The organism is Streptomyces sp. NPDC002328, assembly GCF_042890065.1.
Lineage (GTDB): Bacteria > Actinomycetota > Actinomycetes > Streptomycetales > Streptomycetaceae > Streptomyces.
On record NZ_JBIARQ010000004.1, the window covers coordinates 393434 to 417042 of the forward strand.

Here is a 23609-nt window from a genome sequence, read left to right on the forward strand (position 1 = left end):
CGGGTGAGCGGGCCCGCCGGGGACTCGGCGGGGGTAGGGCGGCGGGTCGGGCGAGGGCTCGGCAGGTCGGGCGGGGGCTCGGCGGGTCAGGCGGCCGGGCTCACATGTTGATCATGTGGCCCGCGAGGCCGTGCACCGCCTCCTTGACGGCCTCGCCGAGGGTGGGGTGGGCGTGCACGTTGCGGGCGACCTCGTGGACGGTGAGGTCCCACTGCTGGGCCAGGGTGAGCTCGGGAAGCAGCTCGGTGACGTCGGGGCCGATGAGGTGGCCGCCGATGAGTTCGCCGTACTTTGCGTCGCTGATCAGCTTCACGAAGCCGGTCGCGTCGCCCAGGCCGTGGGCCTTGGCGTTCGCGGTGAAGGGGAACTTGGCGACCTTGACGTCGTAGCCCTTCTCCCGGGCCTGTTCCTCGGTGTAGCCGAAGCTGGCGATCTGGGGCTGGCAGTAGGTGGCGCGCGGGATCATCGCGTAGTCCAGCTCCATGGTCTCCGCGTCGGCGAGGGTCTCGGCGGCGATGATGCCCATGGCCTCGGCGGCGTGGGCGAGCATGAGCTTCGCGGTGACGTCGCCGATCGCGTAGATGTGCGGGACGGAGGTGCGGCAACGGCCGTCGACGTCGATCGCGCCGCGCTCGGTGACGGTGACGCCGGTGTTCTCCAAGCCGTAGCCGGTGACGTTCGGGGCGAAGCCGATGGCCTGGAGGACCTTGTCGGCCTCCAGGACCTGCTGCGCCCCGTCCTTGCCGGTGACGGTGACACGGACCCGAGGACCGGACTCGTCGATGGACTCCACGCGGGTGGAGGTGAGCACGTCGATGCCCAACTTGCGGTACTGCTTGGCCAGTTCGGCGGAGACCTCGGAATCCTCCAGCGGGGCGAGCCGGTCGAGGAACTCGACGATCGTGACCTTCACGCCGTAGTTGTGCAGGACGTAGGCGAACTCGACGCCGATGGCGCCGGCGCCCGCGATGACGATCGACTCCGGGAGGTCCTCGGCGAGGATCTGCTCCTCGTAGGTCACCACTCGCGCGCTGCGCTTGGTGCCGGGGAGGAGCTTGGGGGTGGCGCCGGTGGCGATGACGCAGTGCTCGAAGCCGAGGGTGCGGGTGGTGCCCTCGTAGTCGGTGACCTGGAGGGTGTGCGGGTCGAGGAAGACGCCACGGCCGTCGAACTCGGTGATCTTGTTCTTCTTCATCAGGTAGTGGACGCCCTTGACGCGCCCGTCGGCGACCTTGCGGCTGCGCCGGAACGCCTCGCCGTAGTCGAAGGAGACCTCGCCCTCGACCTTGATCCCGAAGGTCTTCGCCTCCCGCAGCACGATGTGCGCCAGCTCGGCGTTGCGCAGCAGCGCCTTGGTGGGAATGCACCCCACGTTCAGACACACCCCGCCCCAGTACTTCTCCTCGACGACGGCGACCCGCTGACCCAGCTGAGCGGCCCGCACGGCCGCGACATAGCCACCGGGTCCGGCGCCGAGTACGACGACGTCGAACCGCTCGTCCTGCTCCACCATGGGACGTTCCTCTTCCTCTGTCAGGCGTTTCCCGTTCCGTGGTGGATTGTTCCGCGCCGCCACCCCGCCCGCCACGGAGATCGTCGCGGTGTGGCGGGGATCGCCGGGGCGGTGGGCCCGCCGGGACTGCGTCGGCGGGCCCACCGGTACGGCTACTGCGTCGCCGTCGGCTTCCGCGAGGCCCGCATCGCCTCCCCGGTCCGGCTCAGGGGGCGCAGGCGATAGGTGTACGTGTAGTCGCGGTTCGCGAAGAGCTTGTACTCGTCGTGGGTGTGGGCGCCCCAGCTGTTGTCGCCGCCGACGCCCATCTGGCGGTGGTTCAGGCGCAGGACGATCTCCTTGCGCGGGGTGAGCTGGTAGTCGTGGCGGGCGCCGACGGACAGGTCCTCGGGGGTGAAGTGGGAGGCGTTGGCCTCCAGGAGGGGTTCGCCGGAGACGAGCAGGCCGGCGCCGTCGCGGTCGGTGAGGGCGATCCAGCGGACGTCGGTCTTGTTGCCGTTCTCCTGCGGGCGCAGGTAGGAGGTCCACTGTCCGGAGACGGTACCGGAGTACACCCCCACGTCGGTGGCGTTGTTGCGGTCCCAGTGGTTCTCCTCGGGGCCGCGGCCGTAGTAGTGCAGCCGCTCCAGGCGGGCCGGCAGGAACAGCAGGGTGCCGACCTCGGGGATGTACGGCAGCGAGGCCGCGCCCGGGTGCAGGGTGTTGTCGACCTTGATCTCGCCGTTCCCGAAGACGGTGTAGGTGGTGGTGTACGTCGACCGGGTCGTCGTGGGCAGGGTGCCGGCGACCTTGATCTCGACGGCCCGGTCGCGCAGCGCCCGCACGCTCACCTCGGTCACCTCGCGCCGCGCGCCGGCGTCGCGCCAGGTCTGGTTGCGGATGTGGTGGCCGTTGCCCCGGTCGTTGTCGGTGGGGGCCCGCCAGAAGTTGGGGACGGGCCCGGAGGAGATCAGCCGGTCGCCGCCGGCCCGGTACGACGTGATGAGGCCGCTCTCCTTGTCGACGGTGACCGAGAAGTCCTCGCCTCTGACGGTGACCGACGTCGCGCCGTCCTCGTGGCGGAGCGCCGGGACGCGGTCGAGCGGCACGGGGGTGACGGCGGGGCTGCCGGCGTCGACGGCGAGCTGCTGCCGGGCCACCTCGAAGCCCGACTTCGCCCACTTGGTGGACTCCCGGGTGGTGAAGGACAGTTGCAGGAAGTACTCCGCGCCGGGCGCCGGGTCGGCCGGCGGTTCGAAGGGCACGGTGACGTCCTTGCTCGACAGCGGTGCGACATCCAGCTGGGCACGGCTCAGCTTGCCGCGCTGCACCACCTTCCCGTCGCCGACGAGCTCCCAACGCCCGTCGAACTCGCGGAGGTTGGTGAACAGGTACTCGTTGACGAGGGTGACCGCCGCTCCCGGCGCGAGCCGGTCCCCGGCGGCCGGTGCGGCGTTGACGGCCTGGTAGATCCGTTTCACCTCGGCGGACTTGCCGGTGAGCCCGCGGTCGGCGGTGACGATGCCGTCCCCGGAGAACGCCCCGTCGTTGGGGTTGTCGCCCCAGTCGCCGCCGTAGGCGTAGAACGTCTTGTCGCGGGGCCGCTTCTCGACGAGGCCGACGGTGGCCGCGTCGAACCAGAACCGTACGCCGTCGTCGCCGGGTCCGCGCCCGTCGGAGGCCAGCTCGGCGGCGCTCAGCGGGCGGGCGTAGACGCGGGCGCGGCGGACGGTGCCGCTGAACTCCCGGGTGGGGTTGTCGACATCGGTGGCCAGGGAGAGCGAGGCGGTGTTGTTCTCGGGACGCCGGGTGGTGGTCCGGGTGGCCCGCGCCACGCCGTCGACGTAGAGGGTCAGGCTGCCCGTCGCCGCGTCGAAGACGCCCGCGACATGGTGTTCGCGGCCGGTCCAGTCGTCCGGGAGCGCCCAGCTCGCGGTGACCCACTGGCCGCCGCCGTGGATGAAGAACTCCAGGGTCCGGTTGGTCTGCTTCAGCGCGTACTGGGTGTCGCCCTTGGCGAGGATCGGCTGGTGGTAGCCGGTCACGTGCGGGGTGATCCAGGCCTCCAGGGTGAGGGACCCGGTGAGGTCGAGTCCACTGTCCCGGGCGAAGACGGTGCCGCCGGCGACGCCCTTCTCGCGGCTGAACGAGCCGCCGGGGGCGATGACTTCGCCGCGCAGCGCGGCGGGCCCGGACTCGGTGAGCAACTGGCGCGTCGGAGTGGGCCAGTCGAGGGCCTGGTCGACGAAGTCCCAGATCCAGCCGCCCTGGAGGACGGGGTAACGGCGCACCAGGTCCCAGTACTTCTTGAAGTTGCCGTTGGAGTTCCCCATCCCGTGGGAGTACTCGATCATCACGTACGGCCGGGTGTCGTTCGTGTCCTTGGCCCGTGCCTCGACGCGGGAGGGACTGTCGTACATCTCGGAGCGGATGTCGCTGATCCCCGGGCGGTCGTCGCCCTCGTACTGGATGACGCGGGTGGTGTCGTAGGAGCGGATCCAGTCGTACATGGCGTTGAACGTGGTGCCACCGCCCGCCTCGTTGCCGAGCGACCAGATGACGACCGAGGCGTGGTTCTTGTCGCGGTGGACCATGTTCTGCGCGCGGGCCACGCACGCCGTCGTCCACTCGGGGTGGTTGCCGGGGTACTCGCCGCGGATGCCGTGGGTCTCGAGGTTGGTCTCGTCGACGAGGTACAGGCCGTACTCGTCGGCGAGTTCGTACCACAGCGGGTTGTTGGGGTAGTGCGAGGTGCGGACGGTGTTGATGTTCAGCCGCTTGATGATCTCGATGTCCTGGACCATGTCGGCGCGGGTGAGGGCCGAGCCGTGGACCGGGTGCATCTCGTGCCGGTTGGTGCCCCGCAGGGAGACCGGCTGGCCGTTGATGCGCATCAGCCCGTCCCTGAGCGCGAACTCGCGCAGGCCCACCCGGTGGGAGAGGGTCTCGATCACCTTTCCCGCGGGGTCGCGCAGTTGGAGGACCGCGGTGTAGAGGTTCGGGTGCTCGGCGGACCACAGGCGCGGCCGGGGCACGGCCCTCGCGGCCTGGACGGTCGTCTCCCCGGCGGCGTCGAGCTCGACGGCCTGCTGCAACGGCCGGGACCAGACCGGGTGTCCGCCCTCGTCGTACAGCTGGGTCTCCACGGAGTACCGGCCGGCGCCCCCGCCGCCGTAGTCCCGCACGCTGGCCGTGACCGAGAGCTCGGCGGCCCGGTGATCGTCGCTGAGCGGGGTGTCCAGCCGGAAGTCGCGCAGGTGCACGGCCGGTGTGGAGTAGAGGTAGACCGAGCGGAAGATGCCGCTCAGCCGGATCATGTCCTGGTCCTCCAGCCAGTCGCCGTCGGAGTAGCGGTAGACCTCGACGGCGATCTGGTTGGCGCCCGGCTTGAGGTGCGGGGTGATGTCGTACTCGGCGGGGTCGTAGGAGTCCTCGTGGTAGCCGACCAGCTCCCCGTTGATCCAGACGTAGTGGGCGGACTTGACGCCCTCGAAGTGGAGGAAGGTGCGCCGCCCCGTGGTCCAGTCGCGCGGGACGGTGAAGGTGCGGCGGTACTGGCCGACGGGGTTGAAGCGGGTCGGCGCGACCGGCGGCTGCGCCTCCTCGCCCAGGCCGTTGGGACCCCACCACGGGTAGGTGATGTTGATGTAGATGGGCCGGTCGTAGCCGTGCAGCTGCCAGGCGGAGGGCACGGGGATCGTGTCCCAGTCGCTGTCGTCGAGGTCGGTGCGGAAGAAGTCGGCGTCCCGGTCGTCGGGGCGGTCGGCGTGGGCGAACTTCCACTTGCCGTCGAGGCTCAGCCGGTGGGGGGACCGGGTGCGGTCGGCGGCCAGGGCCTGGGGGACGGTGGCGTACGGCATGAGCGTGGTGTGCGCGGGCTCGGTGCCGAGGCGGAAGACGTCGATGTGACCGTTCCACTCGGGGGTCGCCGCGCTCGTGGCGGTGGCGTCCGCCGCCTCGGCGACCCGGTGGCCGACGGCCGATCCGGACAGGGCGAACGCGCCGAGGACGGCGGCCGACCCTTCGAGGAGACGACGACGGCTGACGACCGGCCGCTGGGGCCGGTCCTGCCGGTCCATGGACGACACGTGCGGGTGCGACATGACCATGACCTTCCTCGGGGCGAACCGTGCGGCTGCACGGAACGGAGGTGCGTCAGATCTTGTCCGCTCCTGTTGAAAAACCGAACAGAGGCACGCCGTGTTGGCCGATTATCAACTTAACTCGGCGCAACAAGCCTTGACACCCGTCACGGCGGGTCCGGCTTGCCCCTCCCGCCCCACACGCAGTCTTTCTCAGTAGACGTCCCGTAGATACCGTTTGTCGGCGGCGAGCTGTTTGACGTACGCCGCCGCCTCGTCCTCCCCCAGACCGCCGTGCACCACGGCGATGTCGTGCAGGGCCCGGTCGACGTCCTTGGCCATGCGGGAGGCGTCGCCGCACACGTAGAAGTGGGCGCCGTCCCGCAGCCAGGACCACAGCTGGGAGCCGTGCTCACGCATCCGGTCCTGGACGTAGACCTTGGCGCGCTGGTCGCGGGAGAAGGCGGTGTCCAGACGGCTGAGGACGCCGTCGGCCCGGAGCGCGGCCAGCTCCTCCTCGTAGTAGAAGTCCGTCGCCCGGTGCTGCTCGCCGAAGAACAGCCAGTTGGGGGCCCGGTGGCCGCGCGCGCGGCGCTCCTCCAGGAAGCCCACGAAGGGTGCGACGCCGGTACCGGGACCGACCATCACCATCGGCGTGGCGGGGTCGGCGGGCGGCCGGAAGTGCGGGGTGCGCTGGACGTGCACCGGCACCTGGGCGCCCGGCGCGGCGTCGGCGAGGAACGGCGAGCAGACGCCCTGCCGGGGGCGGCCGGCCAGGTTCTCGTAGCGCACCACGGAGACCGTGAGGGAGACCAGGTGCGGATCGGCCGACGGGCTGGAGGATATGGAGTACAGGCGCGGCTGGAGACGCCCCAGCACCTCCGCCCACTCCTGCGGACCGGCCCGCACGCCGAACTCGGCGACCACGTCGACGGCCTGCCGGCCCCAGGACCACTTCGCCAACTCCCCCTTGTTGTCCGGGCGCAGCAGCTTGCGCAGCTCGCGCGGGTCCCGGGCGCGGTCGGCGGTGAACCGCAGCAGGGCCGGGGTGACGCGGGTGATGTCGAGATGGCGCAGCAGCGCCTCTTCGAGGGCGGCCTCACCGGCCCCGCCGACCTGGACGGGCGCGTGCGGGTCGAGGCCCGTCACCGCCAGCCACTCCGCCACCAGCTCCGGGGAGTTGAGGGGCCGTACGCCGAGGGCGTCGCCCACCTCGTAGCGGAGCGGGGTCTCGCTGTCGCGGGTGTCGAAGGTGAAGCGGCGCACCTCCTTGCCGGAACCGGGCAGGCTCAGCAGCCGGTTGCCGGTGAGGCGGGCGATGACGGGGGCGGGGCGTTTCGGGCGGGAGGGGGCGACCGCCGTCGGCGCGGTCACCTCCACGGCGGGGGCGGCGGGGGCGGTGGCGGTGGTCGCGGGGGCCGTCCGCGCCGTCGGTGCTGGCGGCGGTTCCGTCGCCTCCTTCAGCGCCGTGAGCACCTGGTCGAGCCAGGCCTCCGCCTCGGCCTCGTAGTCGGGTTCGCAGTCGGTGCGAGGGGCCAGCCGGCTGGCGCCCAGTTCGTCCAGCCGGTCGTCGAGCCGGCGGCCGTGCCCGCAGAAGTCGTCGTACGCGGAGTCCCCGAAGGCGAGGACCGCGTAGCGCCGGCCCTCCAGGCGTCCCGCGTCGGGCGCGGCGAGGCCGTCCCAGAAACCGGTGCCGTTGTCGGGGGCGTCGCCGTCGCCGAACGTGCTGGTGATCAGCAGGAGATCGGCGTCGGTGGGCAGCGCGGCGGGGTCGGCCTCGTCCATGGAGAGGAGGGAGGCCGCGTGGCCGCCGTCGTTGAGCCGCCGGGCGGTGGCGGCGGCGAAGTCCTCGGCGTTGCCGGTCTGCGAGGCCCACAGGATCACGATCTGGCGGCTCGGCTCCGGTGGGGGCTGCGCGCTGGCGCTGCGCGAGTACAGGCCGGCGAGGGTGCCGTTGACCCACAGGGCGTGCTCGGGGCTGAAGGGGGCGTCCGGGGGCAGGACGGGCACGCCGGGGGCTCCGGCCGGGATCCCGGCGAGGAAGCCCACGAGGTACTGCCGTTCACGGACCGACAGGACCGGGGGCGGGCTGGGCTCCAGGCCGAACACGGCGGCGGCCGACGGCTGCACGGCGGTCGGGACGACCAGCGCGCCGTTCGCCGCCGGGGTCCGCGCGGGCGCGGGCGTGCCCGGCGAGAACCCCGAGGCGTGTGTGCTTCCCGAGGCGTCTGTGCCTCCCGAGGCCTGCGCGTCCCCGGGGGTCTGCACGCTCACCGGCGTCGACACCTTCGTCAGCGCCACCGCGCACACCTTCAGCTCGGGCTGGAAGGACAGCGGGTCCACGGCGTCGCTGGTCACCGCGTTGACGCTGAGGTACTCGCCGAACAGGTCGTTCCAGTGGAACGGCGCGAAGCAGGAGCCGGGCAGCACCCGGTCGGTGACGACGGCGGGCAGCACGGCCCGCCCGCGCCGCGAGGCGACCTCGACCGAGTCGCCGTCGGCGACGCCCAGCCCGGCCGCGTCCTCCGGGTGCACCTCGACGAACGGGCCCGGATCGAGCTTGTTGAGCTTGGCGACCTTGGCGGTCTTGGTCAGGGTGTGCCACTGGTGCTGGAGACGGCCGGTGTTCAGCACGAACGGGTAGTCCTCGTCCGGCATCTCGGCCGGCGGGACGTGCGGACGGGCGTGGAAGACGGCACGGCCGCTCGGGGTCGCGAAGGTGAGGGAGCCGTCGTCGCCGACGTACCGGATCGGGTTGCGGTCGGGGCCCTCGGGGGCGGCGGGCCACTGCACGGGGCCGGCGCGCAGCCGGTCGTAGGAGACTCCGCGCAGGTCATAGCCGGTCTGCGGGTTGTGGAACCGCTTGATCTCCTCGAAGACCTCCTCCGCGCTGTCGTGGCGGAAGCCGTCCTCGTACCCCATCGCGCGGGCGACGGCGGCGATGAGACGCCAGTCGGCGGTCGCCTCGCCGGGCGGGTCGACGGCGGGCCGGGCGAGGGTGAGGGTGCGCTCGCTGTTGATGAGGACGCCCTCGGACTCGGTCCACAGCGCGCCCGGCAGGACGACGTCGGCGTAGGCGTTGGTCTCGGTGTCGGCGAAGACGTCCTGGGCGACGACGAACTCGGCGGCCTCCAGGCCCTCGATGACCGTCTTGCGGTGGGCGACGGAGGCGACCGGGTTGGTGCAGATGATCCAGCAGGCCTTGATCTCGCCGTCGGCCATCTTCCGGAACATCTCGACGGTGCCCTTGCCGACACCGTCGGCCCGGATCGCGCCCGGCTCCAGCCCCCACCGCTCCTCGACGAAGGCGCGATCGGCGTCGACGAGGACGGACCGCTGCCCGGGGAGGCCGGGGCCCATGTAGCCCATCTCGCGCCCGCCCATCGCGTTGGGCTGCCCGGTGAGGGAGAAGGGGCCACTGCCGGGACGGCAGATCTTGCCCGTGGCGAGGTGCAGGTTGACCAGGGCGTTGGTGTTCCAGGTGCCGTGCGTGGACTGGTTGAGGCCCATGGTCCAGCAGCTGGTGAACTCCCCCGCCTCACCGATCAGCCGCGCGGCCTCGCGCAGGTCGGCCTCCGGGATGCCGGTGATCTCGGCGACGGCGGCGGGCGGGTAGTCGGCGAGGAACTCCGGCAGGGCGTCCCAGCCCTCGGTGTGGGCGGCGATGAACCCGGGGTCGGTGTGACCGTTCTCGTGCAGCAGGTGCAGCAGGCCGTTCAGGAGGGCGAGGTCGGCGCCCGGCTCGACCTGGAGGAACAGGTCGGCCTTCTCGGCGGTCGCGGTGCGGCGCGGGTCGACGACGATGAGCTTGGCGCCCGCCTTCACCCGGTCCATCAGCCGCAGGAACAGGATGGGGTGGCAGTCGGCCATGTTGGAGCCGATGACGAGGAAGACGTCCGCCTTGTCCAGGTCCTCGTACGAACCGGGCGGCCCGTCGGCGCCGAGGGACAGTTTGTAGCCGGTGCCGGCGCTCGCCATGCACAGCCGGGAGTTCGACTCGATCTGGTTACTGCGCAGATAGCCCTTGACCAGCTTGTTCGCCAGATACTGCGCTTCGAGGCTCATCTGCCCGGAGACATAGAGGGCGACCGCGTCGGGGCCGTGCTCGTCGACGATCGCGCGCAGCCGCCGGGCCGTCTCGGCGACGGCCGCGTCCACCCGGGCGGGCTCGGGCTCCGCCCCGCGGTCGGAGCGGACGAGGGCGGTGGTGAGCCGGCCCGGGGCGGCGAGCATGTCGGCGGTGGTCGCGCCCTTGGTGCACAGACGGCCGCGGTTGGCGGGGTGCTCCTTGTCGCCGGACGCCTTCAGGACCGTACGGCGTCCGTCCGGGCCGCGGCCGATGTCGAGGACCATGCCGCAGCCGACACCGCAGTACGAGCAGACCGTGCGCACCTTCGTCGCGCTGTCGGTCCGCGGGTCCGGCACGGCCACGGGCGCCCCCTTCTGTCTGACGATCGGCCTGGTGAGAGCCGCTGCGAGCCTTCAGCGACCGTACGAACCGCGCATTACGCAGGTGTCTCCCGGACCGGTCACCAGGGGTTAAGCCCGACGCACACCAGGGGGTGGGCGGGTGTGAGCGAGGCGTCCGGCCAGGGTACCGGGCACGCCCGCGGGGCGGAGGGAATCGTTCCGATCGTCAGTCGCCCTGGGCGGAGAACGCGGCGAACGCCGTGTACGCGCGGTCGTCGAAGAGGACGAACCTCGCTTCCTCGACCGACGTCTGCGTGGCCCGGACGGTTTCGACGGCGATGCGGGCGGCGTCGTCCATCGGCCAGCCGTAGATGCCCGCGGACACGGCGGGGAACGCCACCGTGCGCGCGCCCAGCTCGTCGGCGACCCGCAGTGACTCGCGGTAGCAGGAGGCCAGCAGGGCGGAGCGGTCCTCGGTCGGGCTGTACACCGGGCCGACGGTGTGGATCACCCAGCGGGCGTCCAGCGCGCCGGCGGTGGTGGCGACCGCGCGGCCGGTCGGCAGGCCCTTGCCGTACTGGGAGGCGCGGAGCTTGCGGCAGTCTTCGAGGACGGCGGGGCCGCCGCGCCGGTGGATGGCGCCGTCGACGCCTCCGCCGCCGAGCAGCGAGGAGTTGGCCGCGTTGACGACGGCGTCCACGGACTGCTGTGTGATGTCGCCCCGCACGAACGTGATGGTGGTCATGGCTCCCACTCTTCCCCCTCTTCCCCGTCCGCGTGTCACGGTTCCTGTCGCAGCCTCCGCCAGACCGCCTTCGCGGCGTTGTGCCCGGACATGCCGTGGACGCCCGGTCCGGGCGGGGTGGCCGAGGAGCAGATGAAGACGGCCGGGTGCGGCGTGGAGTACGGGTGCAGGGACAGCCGGGGGCGCAGCAGGAGTTGCAGGCCGGAGGCCGCGCCCGAACCGATGTCTCCGCCCACGTAGTTGGCGTTGCGGGCGGCGAGTTCCGCCGGGCCCGCGATCGCGCGGGCGAGGACACGGTCGCGGAACCCCGGGGCGAAGCGCTCCAGTTGACGTTCCATCACGTCCGTGAGGTCGCCCTTCCAGCCGTTGGGCACATGGGCGTACGCCCAGAAGACCTGCTTCCCGGCCGGGGCGCGGGTGGGGTCGACGATGCCGGGCTGGACGGTGATCATGAAGGGTCTCGTGGGCGGGCGGCCCTCGCGGGAGGCGGCGCGCAGGGCTGCGCCGATCTCCGCGCTGTCCGCGCCGATCTGGACCGTCGTCGCGGCCCGGGCCTCCTTCGCGGTCCAGGGGACCGGCCCGTCGAGCGCGTAGTCGATCTTGAAGACGCCGGCGCCGTACCGGTAGCGGTCGTAGAAGCGGCCGAGGCCGGCGATGCGGGCGAGGGCGGTGGGCGAGGTGTCGAAGACGTAGGCGCGGGCCGGGGGCAGGTCGTCGAGGCGCTTGACCTCGTAGTCGGTGTGGATCGCGCCGCCGAGGTCGGTCAGATAGGCGGCGAGGGCGTCGGAGAGGGCCTGGGAGCCGCCGCGGGCCACCGGCCAGCCGCGGGCGTGCGCGGCGAGGGCGAAGACCAGGCCGACCGCGCCGGTGGCGAAGCCGCCCAGCGGGGCCATGATGTGGGCGACCAGACCGGCGAAGAGCGTCTTGGCGGGCTCGTCGCGGAAGCGGCGGGCCAGCCAGGTGGACGGGGGCAGACCGGCCAGCCCGAACCGGGCCAGGGTCACCGGGTCGCGGGGCAGGGCGGTCAGCGGCAGGGACATGAAGTCCCGGGCGAGCGTGTCCCACTGGGGCAGGAACGGCTCGACGAGCCTGCGGTACGCGCCCGCGTCGCGCGGCCCGAACGAGGCGGCGGTCTCGGCGACCGAGCGGGACAGCACGGCGGCCGAGCCGTCCGGGAAGGGGTGCGCCATGGCCAGCTCGGAGTGCAGCCACTCGAGGCCGTAACGCTCCAGGGGCAGGGCGCGGAAGGCGGGCGAGTTGATGGCGAGGGGGTGCGCGGCAGAGCACGGGTCGTGACGGAACCCGGGGAGGGTGAGCTCCTCGGTGCGAGCGCCTCCGCCCACCGTGTCCCGGGCTTCGAAGAGAGCCACGGAGAAGCCGCGTCTGGCCAGCTCCACGGCGGCGGTCAGCCCGTTCGGCCCCGCCCCTACCACGACCACGTCCAGCATCGGCACTTCGGACCCCTTCGTCAGCCGGTGGCCACCGCGTTCAGGATATGCCGGGGGTCCGACACCGCCGACGGGACGGTGCCCTGCGACGCCCCGACACCGACGGCTTCCGGCCTGTAGGTACGCGGCGGAACGGCCGAGGACTCAGCGCCCGCTCACGCGGAGAGCCGCCGGGGGTGGCCGCCGACTGTCACGCGGGAACCGCCGGGGGAATTCGGCGCCGGTCATGCGGGAGGCCCGCCGGGGGTGGTCAGCGACTGCCACGCGGGAGCCGCCGGAGGACCCGGTGCCGGTCATGCGGGAGACCCGCCGGGGGTGGTCAGCGACTGCCACGCGGGAGCCGCCGGAGGACCCGGTGCCGGTGATGCGGGAGGCCCGCCGGGGGTGGTCAGCGACTGCCACGCGGGAGCCGCCGGGAGTGGCCGGCGTCTGTCCCGCGAGAGCCACCGGAGGACTCGGTGCCGGTCATGCGGGAGACCCGCCGGGGGTGGTCGGTGTCTGCTTATGCGGGGGAGTCGCCGGGGGGCTCGGTGGCGCCTCCCGTGAGCAGTCCCGTCACCCGTCGCGCCGTCGCCGCGTCCCGGGCCGCCGTGAACGGCAGGCTGTTGCCGCCGATGACGCGGAACGGCTCGCCGGTGAGCGTGAGATGGGCGCCGCCGGCCTCCTCGACGAGCAGCAGGCCCGCCGCGTGGTCCCAGGCGGCCTCCCAGGAGAAGGCGGTGGCGTCCAACTCGCCCCGGGCGACGGCGAGGTACTCCAGGCCGGCCGACCCGCACGCGCGGGGGGCGACGCCGTCCGTCCACAGCCCCAGCAGGGCGTGCTTCTGCTCGTCGGTGGTGTAGTCGGGGTGGGAGGTGGCGACGACCAGGTCACGGCCGGGCGCGGGCGGCCCCGCGAACAGGCGCTCGCCGTCGAGGAACGCCCCGCCGCCGCGGACGGCGGTGGCCAGCCGGTCCAGGGCGGGGGCGTACGTCCAGGAGGCGAGCACGACGCCGTGGCGGGCGAGGGCGACCAGCGTGCAGAAGCCCTCGTCGCCGTGCACGAACTGCCGTGTCCCGTCGACCGGGTCGACTATCCAGACGGGGGCGTCGCCGCGTATCGCCTCGTACGTCGCAGGATTGGCGTGCACCGCCTCCTCGCCGACGACGACCGAGCCGGGCAGCAGGGCGCCGAGCGCGTCGGTGAGGAACAGCTCGGCGTTGCGGTCGGCGTCCGTGACCAGGTCGTGCGGGCCGCTCTTCTGGTCGACCTCGTGCGCGGCGAGCTGCCGGAAGCGCGGCATGATCTCGGCCGCGGCGGCCTTGCGGACGGCTTCCTCCACGTCGGCCGAGTGACGGGCGAGAAACTCGTCGATGGTTTCCATGTCTTCGATCATGCCTCCATGAGAGCACGCCCCACTGACAATCCCCGCCCGGCCGGTGCACTCCGGGTGGAATCGGGATGAAGAAGGGGATCGGGAGGAAGGAGGCGGGGATCGGGAGGAAGTTCAGCGGCCCACCGCGTAGCCCTGCATCCCGCGCGGGTTAGACGCCGCCGACAGAATTCCGGTTTCCGGGTCGCGGGCGACCGCGCAGAGGCGGCCCTCGGACCAGGCGGGGCCGACGGTCACGTCGTGGCCGCGGCGGCGCAGCTCCTCCACGACCCCGGCGGGCATACGGGACTCGACGGTGACGCTGCCGGGACGCATGCCGCGCGGATAGAAGGAGCCGGGGAAGGCGTCGTTGTGCCAGTTCGGGGCGTCGATCGCGCCCTGGAGGTCGTAGCCGCCCCGCACGCGCGCGCGGAGGGCGACGGCCAGGAAGAAGTGCAGCTGCCACTGGTCCTGCTGGTCGCCGCCGGGCGTGCCGAACGCCAGCACGGGGACGCCGTCGCGCAGGGCGATCGACGGGGTGAGGGTGGTGCGGGGGCGGCGGCCGGGCGTGAGCGTGTTCGGCAGGCCCTCGGTCAGCCACGTCATCTGGAGCCGGGTGCCCAGCGGGAAGCCCAGCTCGGGCACGACCGGGTTGGACTGGAGCCAGCCCCCGCTGGGCGTGGCCGCGACCATGTTGCCCCAGCGGTCGACGACGTCCAGATGGCAGGTGTCGCCGCGGGTGAGCCCCTCGGCGGTGACCTCGGGCTCCCCCGGCACGGGCGATACGGGCGGCTTCGCGACCGTCGGCTCGCCGACGCCCATGGGGTTGAAGCCGGGCTCGTCGGCGACGACCACGCGCGCGTGCTCGCTGAGCCGGGGGGTGCGCCCGCCCGGACTGCCGGGCCGCAGCTCGTACGACGCCTTGTCGCCGATGAGGGCGCGGCGTCCGGCGTTGTAGGGGTCCGAGAGCAGGTCGGCGAGCGGGACCTCGGCGGCGTCGCCGTACCAGGCCTCCCGGTCGGCCATGGCCAGCTTGCAGCCCTCGACGAGCAGGTGGACGTAGTCGGCGGAGCCGTGAACCGGCAGTTCGGGCGGGAGCAGGGCGAGCTGCTGGAGGAGGACGGGGCCCTGGCTCCAGGGGCCGGCCTTGCACAGCGTCCAGCCGTTCCAGTCGTACGTCGCCGGGGCCTCGTACGTCGCGGACCAGCCGGCGAGGTCGGCGGCGGTGAGCGTGCCGGTGTGGTGCTCGCCGCTGGTGTCCAGGGTGGGTCGTCGCGCCTGGCGGACCAGCGCGTCGGCGACGAACCCCGTGCGCCACACCTGCCGCGCGGCCTCGATCCGCGCCTCCCGGTCCCCCGCCCCGGCGGTCTCGGCGAGCAGCCGACGCCAGGTCGCGGCGAGGGCGGGATTGCGGAACAGCCGCCCGGGGCGCGGGGCCTCGCCGCCGGGCAGGTACACCTCGGCGGACGAGGTCCACTCGGTCTCGAACAGCTCCCGTACGGTCTCCACGGTCGCGCCGACGTTCTCCACGGGCGCGTGGCCGTGCTCGGCGTATCCGATGGCGTACTTCAGGACGTCGTCGAGGGACCTGGTGCCGTGGTCGCGCAGGAGGAGCATCCAGGCGTCGAACGCGCCGGGGACGGCGGCGGCGAGGGGGCCGGTGCCGGGGACGAGGTCCAGGCCGAGCGACCGGTAGTGCGCGGCGGTCGCCCCGGCCGGGGCGACGCCCTGCCCGCACAGCACGCGGACCTCGCCGTCGGCCGGCGCGAGCAGGATGGGCGCCTCGCCGGCGGGGCCGTTGAGGTGCGGCTCGACGACGTGCAGCACGAAGGCGGCGGCCACGGCGGCGTCGTAGGCGTTGCCGCCGTCCTCCAGGACGGCCATCGCCGACTGGGAGGCGAGCCAGTGGGTGGAGGACGCCATGCCGAAGGTGCCCTGGAGGGTGGGGCGGGTGGTGAACACGGGGGCTCCTCGCTGTGCGGCGACCGGTTCAGGTGATCGTACGGACCTGGGGCGTGGGTTCGGGGCTGGGGCCGGGGGGACAGTGACCGGCGGTGCCGGGTGCCGCCTGCGCCCACCCGTGCCGCCCCAGCGGCACGACTGCCCGCAGGCTCACGGCGTGGCACGACTGCCTGTGGGCTCACGGCGTGACACGGCTGCCCGCAGGCTCAGGGGGTGGGACGGCTGCCCGCAGGCTCAGCCGGGGCGCAGGCTCAGCCGGGGCACTGCGGTGGCTGGTGTGAGTGGTGTGTTACCGGGTCTGTACGGAGCGAGTTCGGGGTTTCGTCGTCGTGGGAGTCATGTGACACTGGCGTACCCGTCCGCATCGCGGACCCCGTCCGCGTCGTCCCCCACGAAAGAGCGCCGTGCGTTCTCTCCCCCTGCCGCTCGCCCTCACCGCGCGCATCTCCCCCGTGGCCGTACTCGCCTGTGCCGGCTGGGCGTTGACCTCCGGGCCGCTCACCTCGACGCAGAGCACCGAGCCCGTCAGGACGCAGAAGTCCCCGGCCCCTTCGGAGAGCGCGCCGTCCTCGACGGCGGTGTCGAAGACGTACGCCGCCGCGCCCGCGCCCTGCACGAGCGTGGCCGCGAAGACCGTCACCTCGCTGGTGCCGGGGGCGAAGGCGGCGGGCAAGGAGATCCCGTCCACGGACACCACGCTGCGCCGCACCTGCTCGTGGAACGCCCTGAAGGGCTACGACTACCGCTGGCTCGACGTCTCCTACGAGCTGATGGACTCCGACGAGGCGGCGCAGGCCTCGTACAAGGAGCGCGTCAGCGACAAGAGCGGCGGCGGGGCGGTTCCGGGGCTCGGGAACGAGGGCTACTCGATGGTCGACCTCACCACCGAGGACAAGCAACAGACCCGTGAGGGCACGGTGTTCGCGCGCGTGGCCAACGCGTTGGTGGTCGTGACCTACAACGGCAGCGACTTCGAGACGAAGAAGGCGCCCAGCACGGACGAGATCAACAAGGGCGCGATCAAGGCGGCGAAGGAAGCGGTGGCCGCGTTGCAGAACGGCCGGAAGAGCTGAGCTGGCTCCTCCGGCCGTCCGCCCGTCCCCCGGTCCATCAGGTGTCAGTCCGCCGGCTGCCCGACGGCGTCCTCCTCGCGGCGTCCGCGCAGCAGCATCAGGACGACGTACAGCGCCATCGAGGTGCCGAGGCCCACCGCCCAGCCGTAGTCGGCGAGCGGCTCCAGCGCCGGGACGGGCCGGCCGTCGATCAGCGGCTTGAAGCTGGCGCCGCCGACGGCGAGGACACCGCCGACGACGAAGGCGACGACGGCCCGCCAGTTCCAGCCGCCGTCGTACCAGTAGCGGCCGCCCGTGCGGTACAGGTCGGACAGGTGGAGCCTGCCGCGGCGCAGGATCCAGTAGTCGGCGATGAGGATGCCGGCGACCGTGCCGAGCAGACCGCCGACCAGGCCGAGCCAGGTGAAGATGTAGCCCTGCGGGTCGGAGTACAGCTTCCAGGGGAAGATCAGCACGCCGAGGACGCAGGTGGCGAGGGCGCCGGTGCGGAAACTGATCTTGCGGGGCGCGATGTTGGAGAAGTCGAACGCCGGTGAGACCAGGTTGGCGGCGATGTTGACCGACAGGGTCGCCACCAGCACCGTCACCAGGGCGAACAGCAGGCCCACCACGTTGTCCGTCTTGGCGGCGAGCTGTACCGGGTCCCAGATCGTCTCGCCGTAGACGGCCTGCGAACCGGAGGTGACCATCACCGACAGCAGCGCGAAGAGCGTCATGGTGGTGGGCAGGCCGAGGGCCTGGCCCCAGGTCTGCGCCTTCTGGCTCTTGCCGTAGCGGGTGAAGTCGGGGATGTTCAGCGACAGCGTCGACCAGAAGCCGATCATGCCCATGAGGGACGGCCAGAACAGCTTCCAGAAGTCGGCGCCCCAGCCGAGCTGGGAGGGCTGGTCGAGCAGCGGGCCGAAGCCGCCGGCCTTGTCGCTCATCCAGAACAGCATCACGAACGCGCCGACGAGCACGAAGGGCGCCGCCCAGTTCTCGAAGCGCCGGATCGTCTCCATGCCCCGGTAGATGATGGCGACCTGGATCGCCCAGAAGATCGCGAACGACAGCCACATGGTCCAGGCGTAGCCGCCGATCTTCCCGGCGTCGGTCCAGCCGTTCCCGATCAGTTTCCCGGCGAGGAAGTAGATCGCCTCGCCGCCGATCCAGGTCTGGATGCCGAACCAGCCGCACGCCACCAACGCCCGTACGACGGCGGGGAGGTTGGCGCCGCGGACGCCGAAGGAGGCGCGGGCGAAGACCGGGAAGGGGATGCCGTACTTCGGTCCCGCGTGCCCGGTGAGCAGCATCGGGACCAGCACGATCACGTTGGCCAGCGCGATGGTGAGCACCGCCTGCTTCCAGTCCATGCCCACGGCGATCAGACCGGAAGCGAGCGTCCACGACGCCGTGTTGTGGGCCATGCCGACCCACAGCGCGGAGAAGTTGTACGTGGTCCAGGTGCGCTTCTCGACGGGGACCGGCAGCAGGTCCTCGTTGGCGTAGGGGCCGCTGGGCTGCGGCGAACCAGGAGCGATCTCCACCCGGCCGTCGGCGAGGGTGACTTGGGAGGTCGGCGGTATGGCGGTGGGAGCGGTGTCGGTCATGGGCAGGCCAATCAAACGAGAGGTGGGTCCGGAAAGGCCGTGCGGGTCTCCGGCCCCCTCCCCCGGGACGGCGGGAGAGGGGAGAACTGGAGTGGGGGGTTGGGGAGTTGATCCCGGGGGCGCGGGTCAGGCGTTGATCGCGGGGATGACCGTGGCGCCGTACGCGTCGATGACCTTCTCCTGCGCGTCGTGCATGTCGTAGACGGCGAACTGGTCGACGCCGAGCTCGCGCAGGGCGTCGAGCTTCTCGATGTGCTTCTCGACGGGGCCGATGAGGCAGAACCGGTCGACGATCTCGTCGGGGACGAACTGGGTGTCGGGGTTGCCGCTGCGCCCGTGGTGGGAGTAGTCATACCCCTGGCGGGCCTTGATGTAGTCGGTGAGTTCCTCGGGGACCTGGGAGGAGTGCTCGCCGTACTTGGACACCAGGTCGGCGACGTGGTTGCCGACCATGCCGCCGAACCAGCGGCACTGGTCGCGGGCGTGGGCGAGGGCCTCGGGCGAGTCGTCGTCGGTGACGTAGGCCGGGGCGGCGACGCAGATCTTCACCTCGGACGGGTCGCGGCCGACGGCGACGGCGGCGTCCTTGACGGCCTTCACCATGTACTCGGTGAGGTAGAGGTCGGCGAGCTGGAGGATGAAGCCGTCGGCCTCCTCGCCGGTCATCTTCAGCGCCTTGGGGCCGTACGCGGCCATCCAGACGGGGAGTTGGGCGCCTTCCTTGATCCAGGGGAACTTGACGACGGTCCCCCCGAGGTCGGCCTCCTGGCCCGAGCCGAGGGCGCGGATGACCTTCATGGCGTCACTGATCCGGGCGAGGGTGTTCGGGGTGCGGCCGGCGACGCGCATGGCGGAGTCGCCGCGGCCGATGCCGCACACGGTGCGGTTGCCGAACATGTCGTTGAGGGTGGCGAAGGTGGAGGCGGTGACCTCCCAGGTGCGGGTGCCCGGGTTGGTGACCATCGGGCCGACCGTCAACTTGCTGGTGTTGGAGAGGATCTGACTGTAGATCACGAACGGTTCCTGCCAGAGCACGGCTGAGTCGAAGGTCCAGCCATAGGTGAAGCCGTTGTGCTCGGCCCGGCGCATCAGGTCGATGACCTTCGAGGCCGGCGGGTCCGTCTGGAGGACGAGTCCGAAGTCCATTGCGCCGCTCCCTAGTTGAGGTACTGACAGGTGGAGCGCGGGGTGTAGACGCCGTGACCGGCGCGTCCGGTGAACTCGCGCTCGGTGATAACGGGTTCGCCCCGCGACAGGACCGTCTCGACGCGGCCGGTGATCCGCTTGCCCTCGTACGCCGAGTAGTCGACGTTCATGTGGTGCGTCTCGGCGGAGAGGGTCTGCTCGGCGTGCGGGTCGTAGACGACTACGTCGGCGTCCGCGCCCGGGGCGATGGTGCCCTTCTTCGGGTACATGCCGAACATGCGGGCCGGGGTGGCGCAGGCGATCTCGATCCAGCGGCGGCGCGAGATGTGCCCGTCGACGACGGCCTGGTGGAGCAGGTCCATACGGTTCTCGACGCCCGGGAGACCGTTGGGGATCTTGGAGAAGTCGCCGCGGCCGAGCTCTTTCTGGCCCACGAAGCAGAAGGGGCAGTGGTCGGTGGAGACCACCTGGAGGTCGTTCGTCCTGAGGCCCTGCCACAGCTTGGCCTGGTGCTGCCGGGGGCGCAGGGGCGTGGAGCAGACGTACTTGGCGCCCTCGAAGTCGGGTTCGGCGAGGTTGTCCGTCGACAGGAACAGGTACTGCGGGCACGTCTCGCCGAAGACGTTCAGGCCTTCGTCGCGGGCCCTGGCCAGTTCGGCGACGGCCTCCATCGCCGAGACGTGCACGACGTACAGCGGCGCGCCCGCGACCTGGGCGAGTTTGATGGCGCGGTGGGTGGCCTCGGCCTCCAGGAGGGCCTTGCGGACCTCGCCGTGGTAGCGCGGGTCGGTCTCGCCGCGGGCGAGGGCCTGCTCCACCAGGACGTCGATGGCGATGCCGTTCTCGGCGTGCATCATGATCAGACCGCCGTTCTCGGCGGAGCGCTGCATGGCGCGCAGGATCTGGCCGTCGTCGCTGTAGAAGACGCCGGGGTACGCCATGAACTGCTTGAAGGAGGTGACGCCCTCCTCCACCAGCAGGTCCATCTCCTTCAGCGTCTCCTGGTGCACATCGGAGACGATCATGTGGAAGCCGTAGTCGATCGCGCAGTTGCCCTCGGCCTTGGCGTGCCAGGCGTCCAGGCCCTCGCGCAGGGTGTGGCCCACGCTCTGCACGGCGAAGTCGACGATGGTCGTCGTGCCGCCCCAGGCCGCGGCGCGGGTGCCGGTCTCGAAGGTGTCGGAGGCGAAGGTGCCGCCGAAGGGAAGCTCCATGTGCGTGTGGACGTCGACCCCGCCCGGGATCACGTACTTCCCGGTCGCGTCGATGGTCCGTTCGGCGGTCCAGGCCTCGGCGGCCGGGGAGCCGCCGGCGGCGAGGGCGGCGATCCGGCCGTCCTCGATCAGGACGTCGGCGTGGATCTCGTCGGCCGCGGTGATGACGAGTCCGCCGCGGATGAGAGTACGGCTGCTCATGGCTTGACTCCGCTGGGTCGTGGTCGGGTGCGGGTCGTGGGTGGCTGGACGCTGCCCCGCGCCCCTGGGCGGCCAGGGGCGCGGGGTACTACGGGGTCACGGCGCGGTCAGCGGGCCGTAGGCGTCGGGGCGGCGGTCGCGGAAGAACTGCCAGCGGTCGCGGACCTCGCGCAGCTTGGCCATGTCCAGGTCGCGGACGACGAGTTCGGGCTCCTTGTCGCTCGCCACCTCGCCCACGAACTGGGCCTCGGGGTCCACGAAGTAGGAGGTCCCGTAGAAGTCGTTGTCGCCGAGTTCCTCGACGCCGACGCGGTTGATCGCGCCGACGAAGTACTCGTTGGCCACGGCCGACGCCGGCTGCTCCAGCTGCCACAGGTAGGCGGACAGGCCGCGCGAGGTCGCCGACGGGTTGAAGACGATCTCGGCGCCCGCCAGCCCCAGGGCGCGCCAGCCCTCCGGGAAGTGGCGGTCGTAGCAGATGTAGACGCCGATCTTGCCGACGGCGGTGTCGAAGACGGGCCAGCCGACGTTGCCGGGACGGAAGTAGAACTTCTCCCAGAAGCCCTTGACCTGCGGGATGTGGTGCTTGCGGTACTTGCCGAGGTAGGAGCCGTCCGCGTCGATCACGGCGGCCGTGTTGTAGAGGACGCCGGGCTGCTCCTCCTCGTACATGGGCAGCACCAGGACGATGCCGTGCTCGCGGGCGAGCGCCTGGAAACGCTGGACGATCGGGCCGTCCGGGATCCGCTCGGCGTACTCGTAGAACGCCGGGTCCTGGACCTGGCAGAAGTACGGCCCGTAGAACAGCTCCTGGAAGCACAGGACCTGGGCGCCCTGGGCGGCCGCGTCGCGCACCGCCTGCTCGTGCACCTGGATCATCGACTCCTTGTCGCCGGTCCACGCGGTCTGGAAGACGGCGGCGCGGATCACTCTGCTCATCGGGACCTCCGGTCGCTCGGTGTGCTGGGGCGGGCGTCGGAAATGGCGTCGTCCGTCCGGCGGACGGGCCCTGCGGCGTCGGGTGCGTGCTCTCGGCGTGCCGGGCGCAAGTCCTTGTACTGGATGTACTCGGGCTTGTGCCCGGTGCGGCGAGAGTGCGTGCCGGGCGTCGCAGGGCAGACGGCACTTCCGACGCCCGCCCCAGGAGACTATGAAGTGAGCGTCCGGGCTTTGAGTTGCAGCGTGTCACGTCTGCGGGGGTGCGGCGTGCCACCGTGTCACGTCTTCCTCGGCGCATGTTTCACCACCGTTTTCGCAGGTCGTCGCGGGTTTCAGGCTTGTTGCGCGTCGTGCGCGAGGAGCGCGATGTGCACCGACGCCGCCTGTTCGAAGTCGTCGAGGTCCACGCCGAGCCGCGCCTCTATCGCCTCCAGCCGGCGGTACAGCGCGGGCCGGGAGACGTGGTGGAGCTGGGCGGTGCGGGACTTGTTGCGGCCGGTGGCCAGATACGTGCGCAGCACGGCGAGCAGGTCCTCGCCGGCCGCGCACAGCAGCCCGTCCAGCTCGCGTTCGGCGAACGACTGCACATGGGGGTCGTCGCGCAGCAGCCGTATCAGTCCGCGCAGGTGGACGTCCTTGAGCCGGACGACGGCCGGGAGGTCGAGGGCGGCCGAGGAGTCGGCGACGGCGTCCGCGACGTGCTGGGCCTCGCGCAGCCCGGCGGGCACGTCGTCCCAGGCCGCGCGGGGGTCGGCCGCGGCGACGACGGTGCGGGTCTCCCCCGACTCGGTGCGCAGCCGCGCCGCGAAGTGGGCGGCGAGCGCCTCGGCGTCCTGGTCGCGGGCGAGGCTGAGCAGGACGGCGATGGCCCCCTCGGCGAGCTCCGCGACCAGTCCGGACAGGCCCAGCAGGCGCAACAGCCGTTCAAGTGGGGCGGGTTCGGCGTCGCGGACGACGAGCGGGACGAAAGTGCGCCGGTTGACGGGCAGTCCGGCGGCGCGGGCGCGGGGCAGCAGCTGGCGGGCGGGGACGACGCCGGAGACCAGGTCGGTGAGCAGGCCCTGCGCGGACTGCTCCTCCCAGGTGTGGGCGGCGCCGCCGCCGAGCATGCGGTGCAGGACGAGGGCCTCGGCGGCCCGGTCGGCGAGGAGCCGTCCGCCCGCGGTGTCGCCGCGGTAGCCGCACAGCATGATCTGTCCCCAGCGTTCGCCGCGTCCGCCGAGTTCGGCGCGGATCCAGCCGTCGCCCTCGGTGCCGCCGGCCTGGCGGGCGACGCGTTCCCAGTCGCGCAGCACGTCGTCGACCGCGGACCGCTCCCCCGCGGTCGCCAGGACGCGGTGGGCGAGGTTGGTGACGACGACGGGGCAGCCGGTGTGGTGGACGATCTCGTCGAGGAGGCGTTGCAGGGGCGCGCCGGCGGTGATGAGGCCGGTGAGGGCGGTGCGCACCGCCTCCGACAGGCTCACGGCGGCGAACTTGCGCCGGACGAGCCGGGATTGGACCTCCTCGGTGAGTTCGGCGAAGGGGAAGGGCCGGTGCAGAACGACCATCGGCAGCCCGCACCGCTCGGCCGCGCGCCGCATGGCGTCCGGGGTCGTCGGGAAGGCCCGTCCCAGGCCGAGGACGACGGCGGCGGCCTCCGCGCGGTACAGGGACTGCACGTACTCGGCCTGCTTGCCCTCGTCCCCGGCGAGCAGCACGCCGGTGGTGAGCACCATCTCGCCGCCGCTGAGCATCACGCCGACGTCGGCCGCCTCGGCGACGTGCACCCAGCGCACGGGCCGGTCGAGCTGGGCCGCGCCGGCCACCACCTCCGGTTCACCGGCCGACACCCGCTCCAGCGACAGGACCTGACGGACCGACAGGGCCGGCTTCAGGGGTTCCGGGGACTTCGGCGGCTCCAGGGGCTCCATGGGCCCCCAGTACTCCGAGACGGTGGTCATGACGGTGTTCCCTT

At 72.0% G+C, this 23609-nt stretch carries 13 protein-coding genes; 1 reads left to right on the forward strand and 12 read right to left on the reverse strand.

Features of this window, described 5'->3' with window-relative positions; translation table 11 throughout:
* Positions 1 to 100 precede the first annotated feature (100 nt).
* The 7 genes from lpdA to ACFYX4_RS14250 all read right to left on the reverse strand — a co-directional run bounded on the left by lpdA (position 101) and on the right by ACFYX4_RS14250 (position 15490).
* On the reverse strand, positions 101 to 1513 hold the full coding sequence (gene lpdA / locus ACFYX4_RS14220) for a dihydrolipoyl dehydrogenase (protein ID WP_389331246.1): 1413 nt from the start codon (positions 1511 to 1513) through the stop codon (positions 101 to 103).
* Between the two features lie 152 nt (positions 1514 to 1665).
* Positions 1666 to 5595: a glycoside hydrolase family 2 TIM barrel-domain containing protein gene (locus ACFYX4_RS14225; protein ID WP_389331249.1), complete on the reverse strand. Its 3930-nt coding sequence runs from the start codon at positions 5593 to 5595 to the stop codon at positions 1666 to 1668.
* Positions 5596 to 5787: 192 nt separating this feature from the next.
* A complete protein-coding gene (locus ACFYX4_RS14230) occupies positions 5788 to 9927 on the reverse strand; it encodes a molybdopterin-dependent oxidoreductase (protein ID WP_389331746.1) in 4140 nt (1379 codons plus the stop codon).
* 283 nt (positions 9928 to 10210) lie between these two features.
* Positions 10211 to 10729: an O-acetyl-ADP-ribose deacetylase gene (locus tag ACFYX4_RS14235; RefSeq protein WP_389331252.1), complete on the reverse strand. Its 519-nt coding sequence runs from the start codon at positions 10727 to 10729 to the stop codon at positions 10211 to 10213.
* Positions 10730 to 10764: 35 nt separating this feature from the next.
* Positions 10765 to 12177 carry a phytoene desaturase family protein gene (locus ACFYX4_RS14240; protein WP_389331750.1) on the reverse strand — a complete coding sequence of 471 codons (1413 nt, stop codon included), beginning with the start codon at positions 12175 to 12177 and terminating at the stop codon, positions 10765 to 10767.
* Positions 12178 to 12679: 502 nt separating this feature from the next.
* Positions 12680 to 13552 (reverse strand): inositol monophosphatase family protein, encoded by an 873-nt coding sequence (locus ACFYX4_RS14245; RefSeq protein WP_389331255.1) that lies wholly within the window; start codon positions 13550 to 13552, stop codon positions 12680 to 12682.
* A 111-nt stretch (positions 13553 to 13663) separates the two neighbouring features.
* Positions 13664 to 15490 carry a gamma-glutamyltransferase family protein gene (locus ACFYX4_RS14250; protein WP_389331258.1) on the reverse strand — a complete coding sequence of 609 codons (1827 nt, stop codon included), beginning with the start codon at positions 15488 to 15490 and terminating at the stop codon, positions 13664 to 13666.
* Between the two features lie 404 nt (positions 15491 to 15894).
* Between ACFYX4_RS14250 and ACFYX4_RS14255 the strand changes: the two genes are divergently transcribed.
* Entirely contained in the window at positions 15895 to 16563 is a 669-nt protein-coding gene (locus ACFYX4_RS14255; RefSeq protein WP_389331261.1) for a hypothetical protein, read from the forward strand.
* Positions 16564 to 16607: 44 nt separating this feature from the next.
* Here the strand turns inward: ACFYX4_RS14255 and ACFYX4_RS14260 are convergent, their stop codons facing one another.
* The 5 genes from ACFYX4_RS14260 to ACFYX4_RS14280 form a co-directional block, all read right to left on the reverse strand.
* Positions 16608 to 18152, reverse strand: a complete 1545-nt coding sequence (locus ACFYX4_RS14260; RefSeq protein ID WP_389331264.1) for an NCS1 family nucleobase:cation symporter-1 — start codon at positions 18150 to 18152, stop codon at positions 16608 to 16610.
* A gap of 126 nt (positions 18153 to 18278) precedes the next feature.
* Positions 18279 to 19298 (reverse strand): TIGR03842 family LLM class F420-dependent oxidoreductase, encoded by a 1020-nt coding sequence (locus tag ACFYX4_RS14265; RefSeq protein ID WP_389331267.1) that lies wholly within the window; start codon positions 19296 to 19298, stop codon positions 18279 to 18281.
* A gap of 11 nt (positions 19299 to 19309) precedes the next feature.
* Positions 19310 to 20713 (reverse strand): dihydropyrimidinase, encoded by a 1404-nt coding sequence (gene hydA / locus ACFYX4_RS14270; RefSeq protein ID WP_389331270.1) that lies wholly within the window; start codon positions 20711 to 20713, stop codon positions 19310 to 19312.
* A 96-nt stretch (positions 20714 to 20809) separates the two neighbouring features.
* Entirely contained in the window at positions 20810 to 21652 is an 843-nt protein-coding gene (locus tag ACFYX4_RS14275; RefSeq protein WP_389331273.1) for a nitrilase-related carbon-nitrogen hydrolase, read from the reverse strand.
* Between the two features lie 332 nt (positions 21653 to 21984).
* On the reverse strand, positions 21985 to 23595 hold the full coding sequence (locus tag ACFYX4_RS14280; protein WP_389331276.1) for a PucR family transcriptional regulator: 1611 nt from the start codon (positions 23593 to 23595) through the stop codon (positions 21985 to 21987).
* Between the last annotated feature and the right edge of the window lie 14 nt (positions 23596 to 23609).

What these genes read in the sequence shown, in the direction of transcription:
- ACFYX4_RS14245 (WP_389331255.1), bottom strand. Translation starts at nt 13,552, where the DNA reads ATGATCGAAGACATGGAAACCATCGACGAGTTTCTCGCCCGTCACTCG.
- ACFYX4_RS14225 (WP_389331249.1), bottom strand. Translation starts at nt 5,595, where the DNA reads ATGTCGCACCCGCACGTGTCGTCCATGGACCGGCAGGACCGGCCCCAG.
- ACFYX4_RS14275 (WP_389331273.1), bottom strand. Translation starts at nt 21,652, where the DNA reads ATGAGCAGAGTGATCCGCGCCGCCGTCTTCCAGACCGCGTGGACCGGC.
- ACFYX4_RS14280 (WP_389331276.1), bottom strand. Translation starts at nt 23,595, where the DNA reads ATGACCACCGTCTCGGAGTACTGGGGGCCCATGGAGCCCCTGGAGCCG.
- hydA (WP_389331270.1), bottom strand. Translation starts at nt 20,713, where the DNA reads ATGAGCAGCCGTACTCTCATCCGCGGCGGACTCGTCATCACCGCGGCC.
- ACFYX4_RS14230 (WP_389331746.1), bottom strand. Translation starts at nt 9,927, where the DNA reads ATGGTCCTCGACATCGGCCGCGGCCCGGACGGACGCCGTACGGTCCTG.
- ACFYX4_RS14265 (WP_389331267.1), bottom strand. Translation starts at nt 19,298, where the DNA reads ATGGACTTCGGACTCGTCCTCCAGACGGACCCGCCGGCCTCGAAGGTC.
- ACFYX4_RS14240 (WP_389331750.1), bottom strand. Translation starts at nt 12,177, where the DNA reads ATGCTGGACGTGGTCGTGGTAGGGGCGGGGCCGAACGGGCTGACCGCC.
- ACFYX4_RS14235 (WP_389331252.1), bottom strand. Translation starts at nt 10,729, where the DNA reads ATGACCACCATCACGTTCGTGCGGGGCGACATCACACAGCAGTCCGTG.
- lpdA (WP_389331246.1), bottom strand. Translation starts at nt 1,513, where the DNA reads ATGGTGGAGCAGGACGAGCGGTTCGACGTCGTCGTACTCGGCGCCGGA.
- ACFYX4_RS14260 (WP_389331264.1), bottom strand. Translation starts at nt 18,152, where the DNA reads ATGACCGACACCGCTCCCACCGCCATACCGCCGACCTCCCAAGTCACC.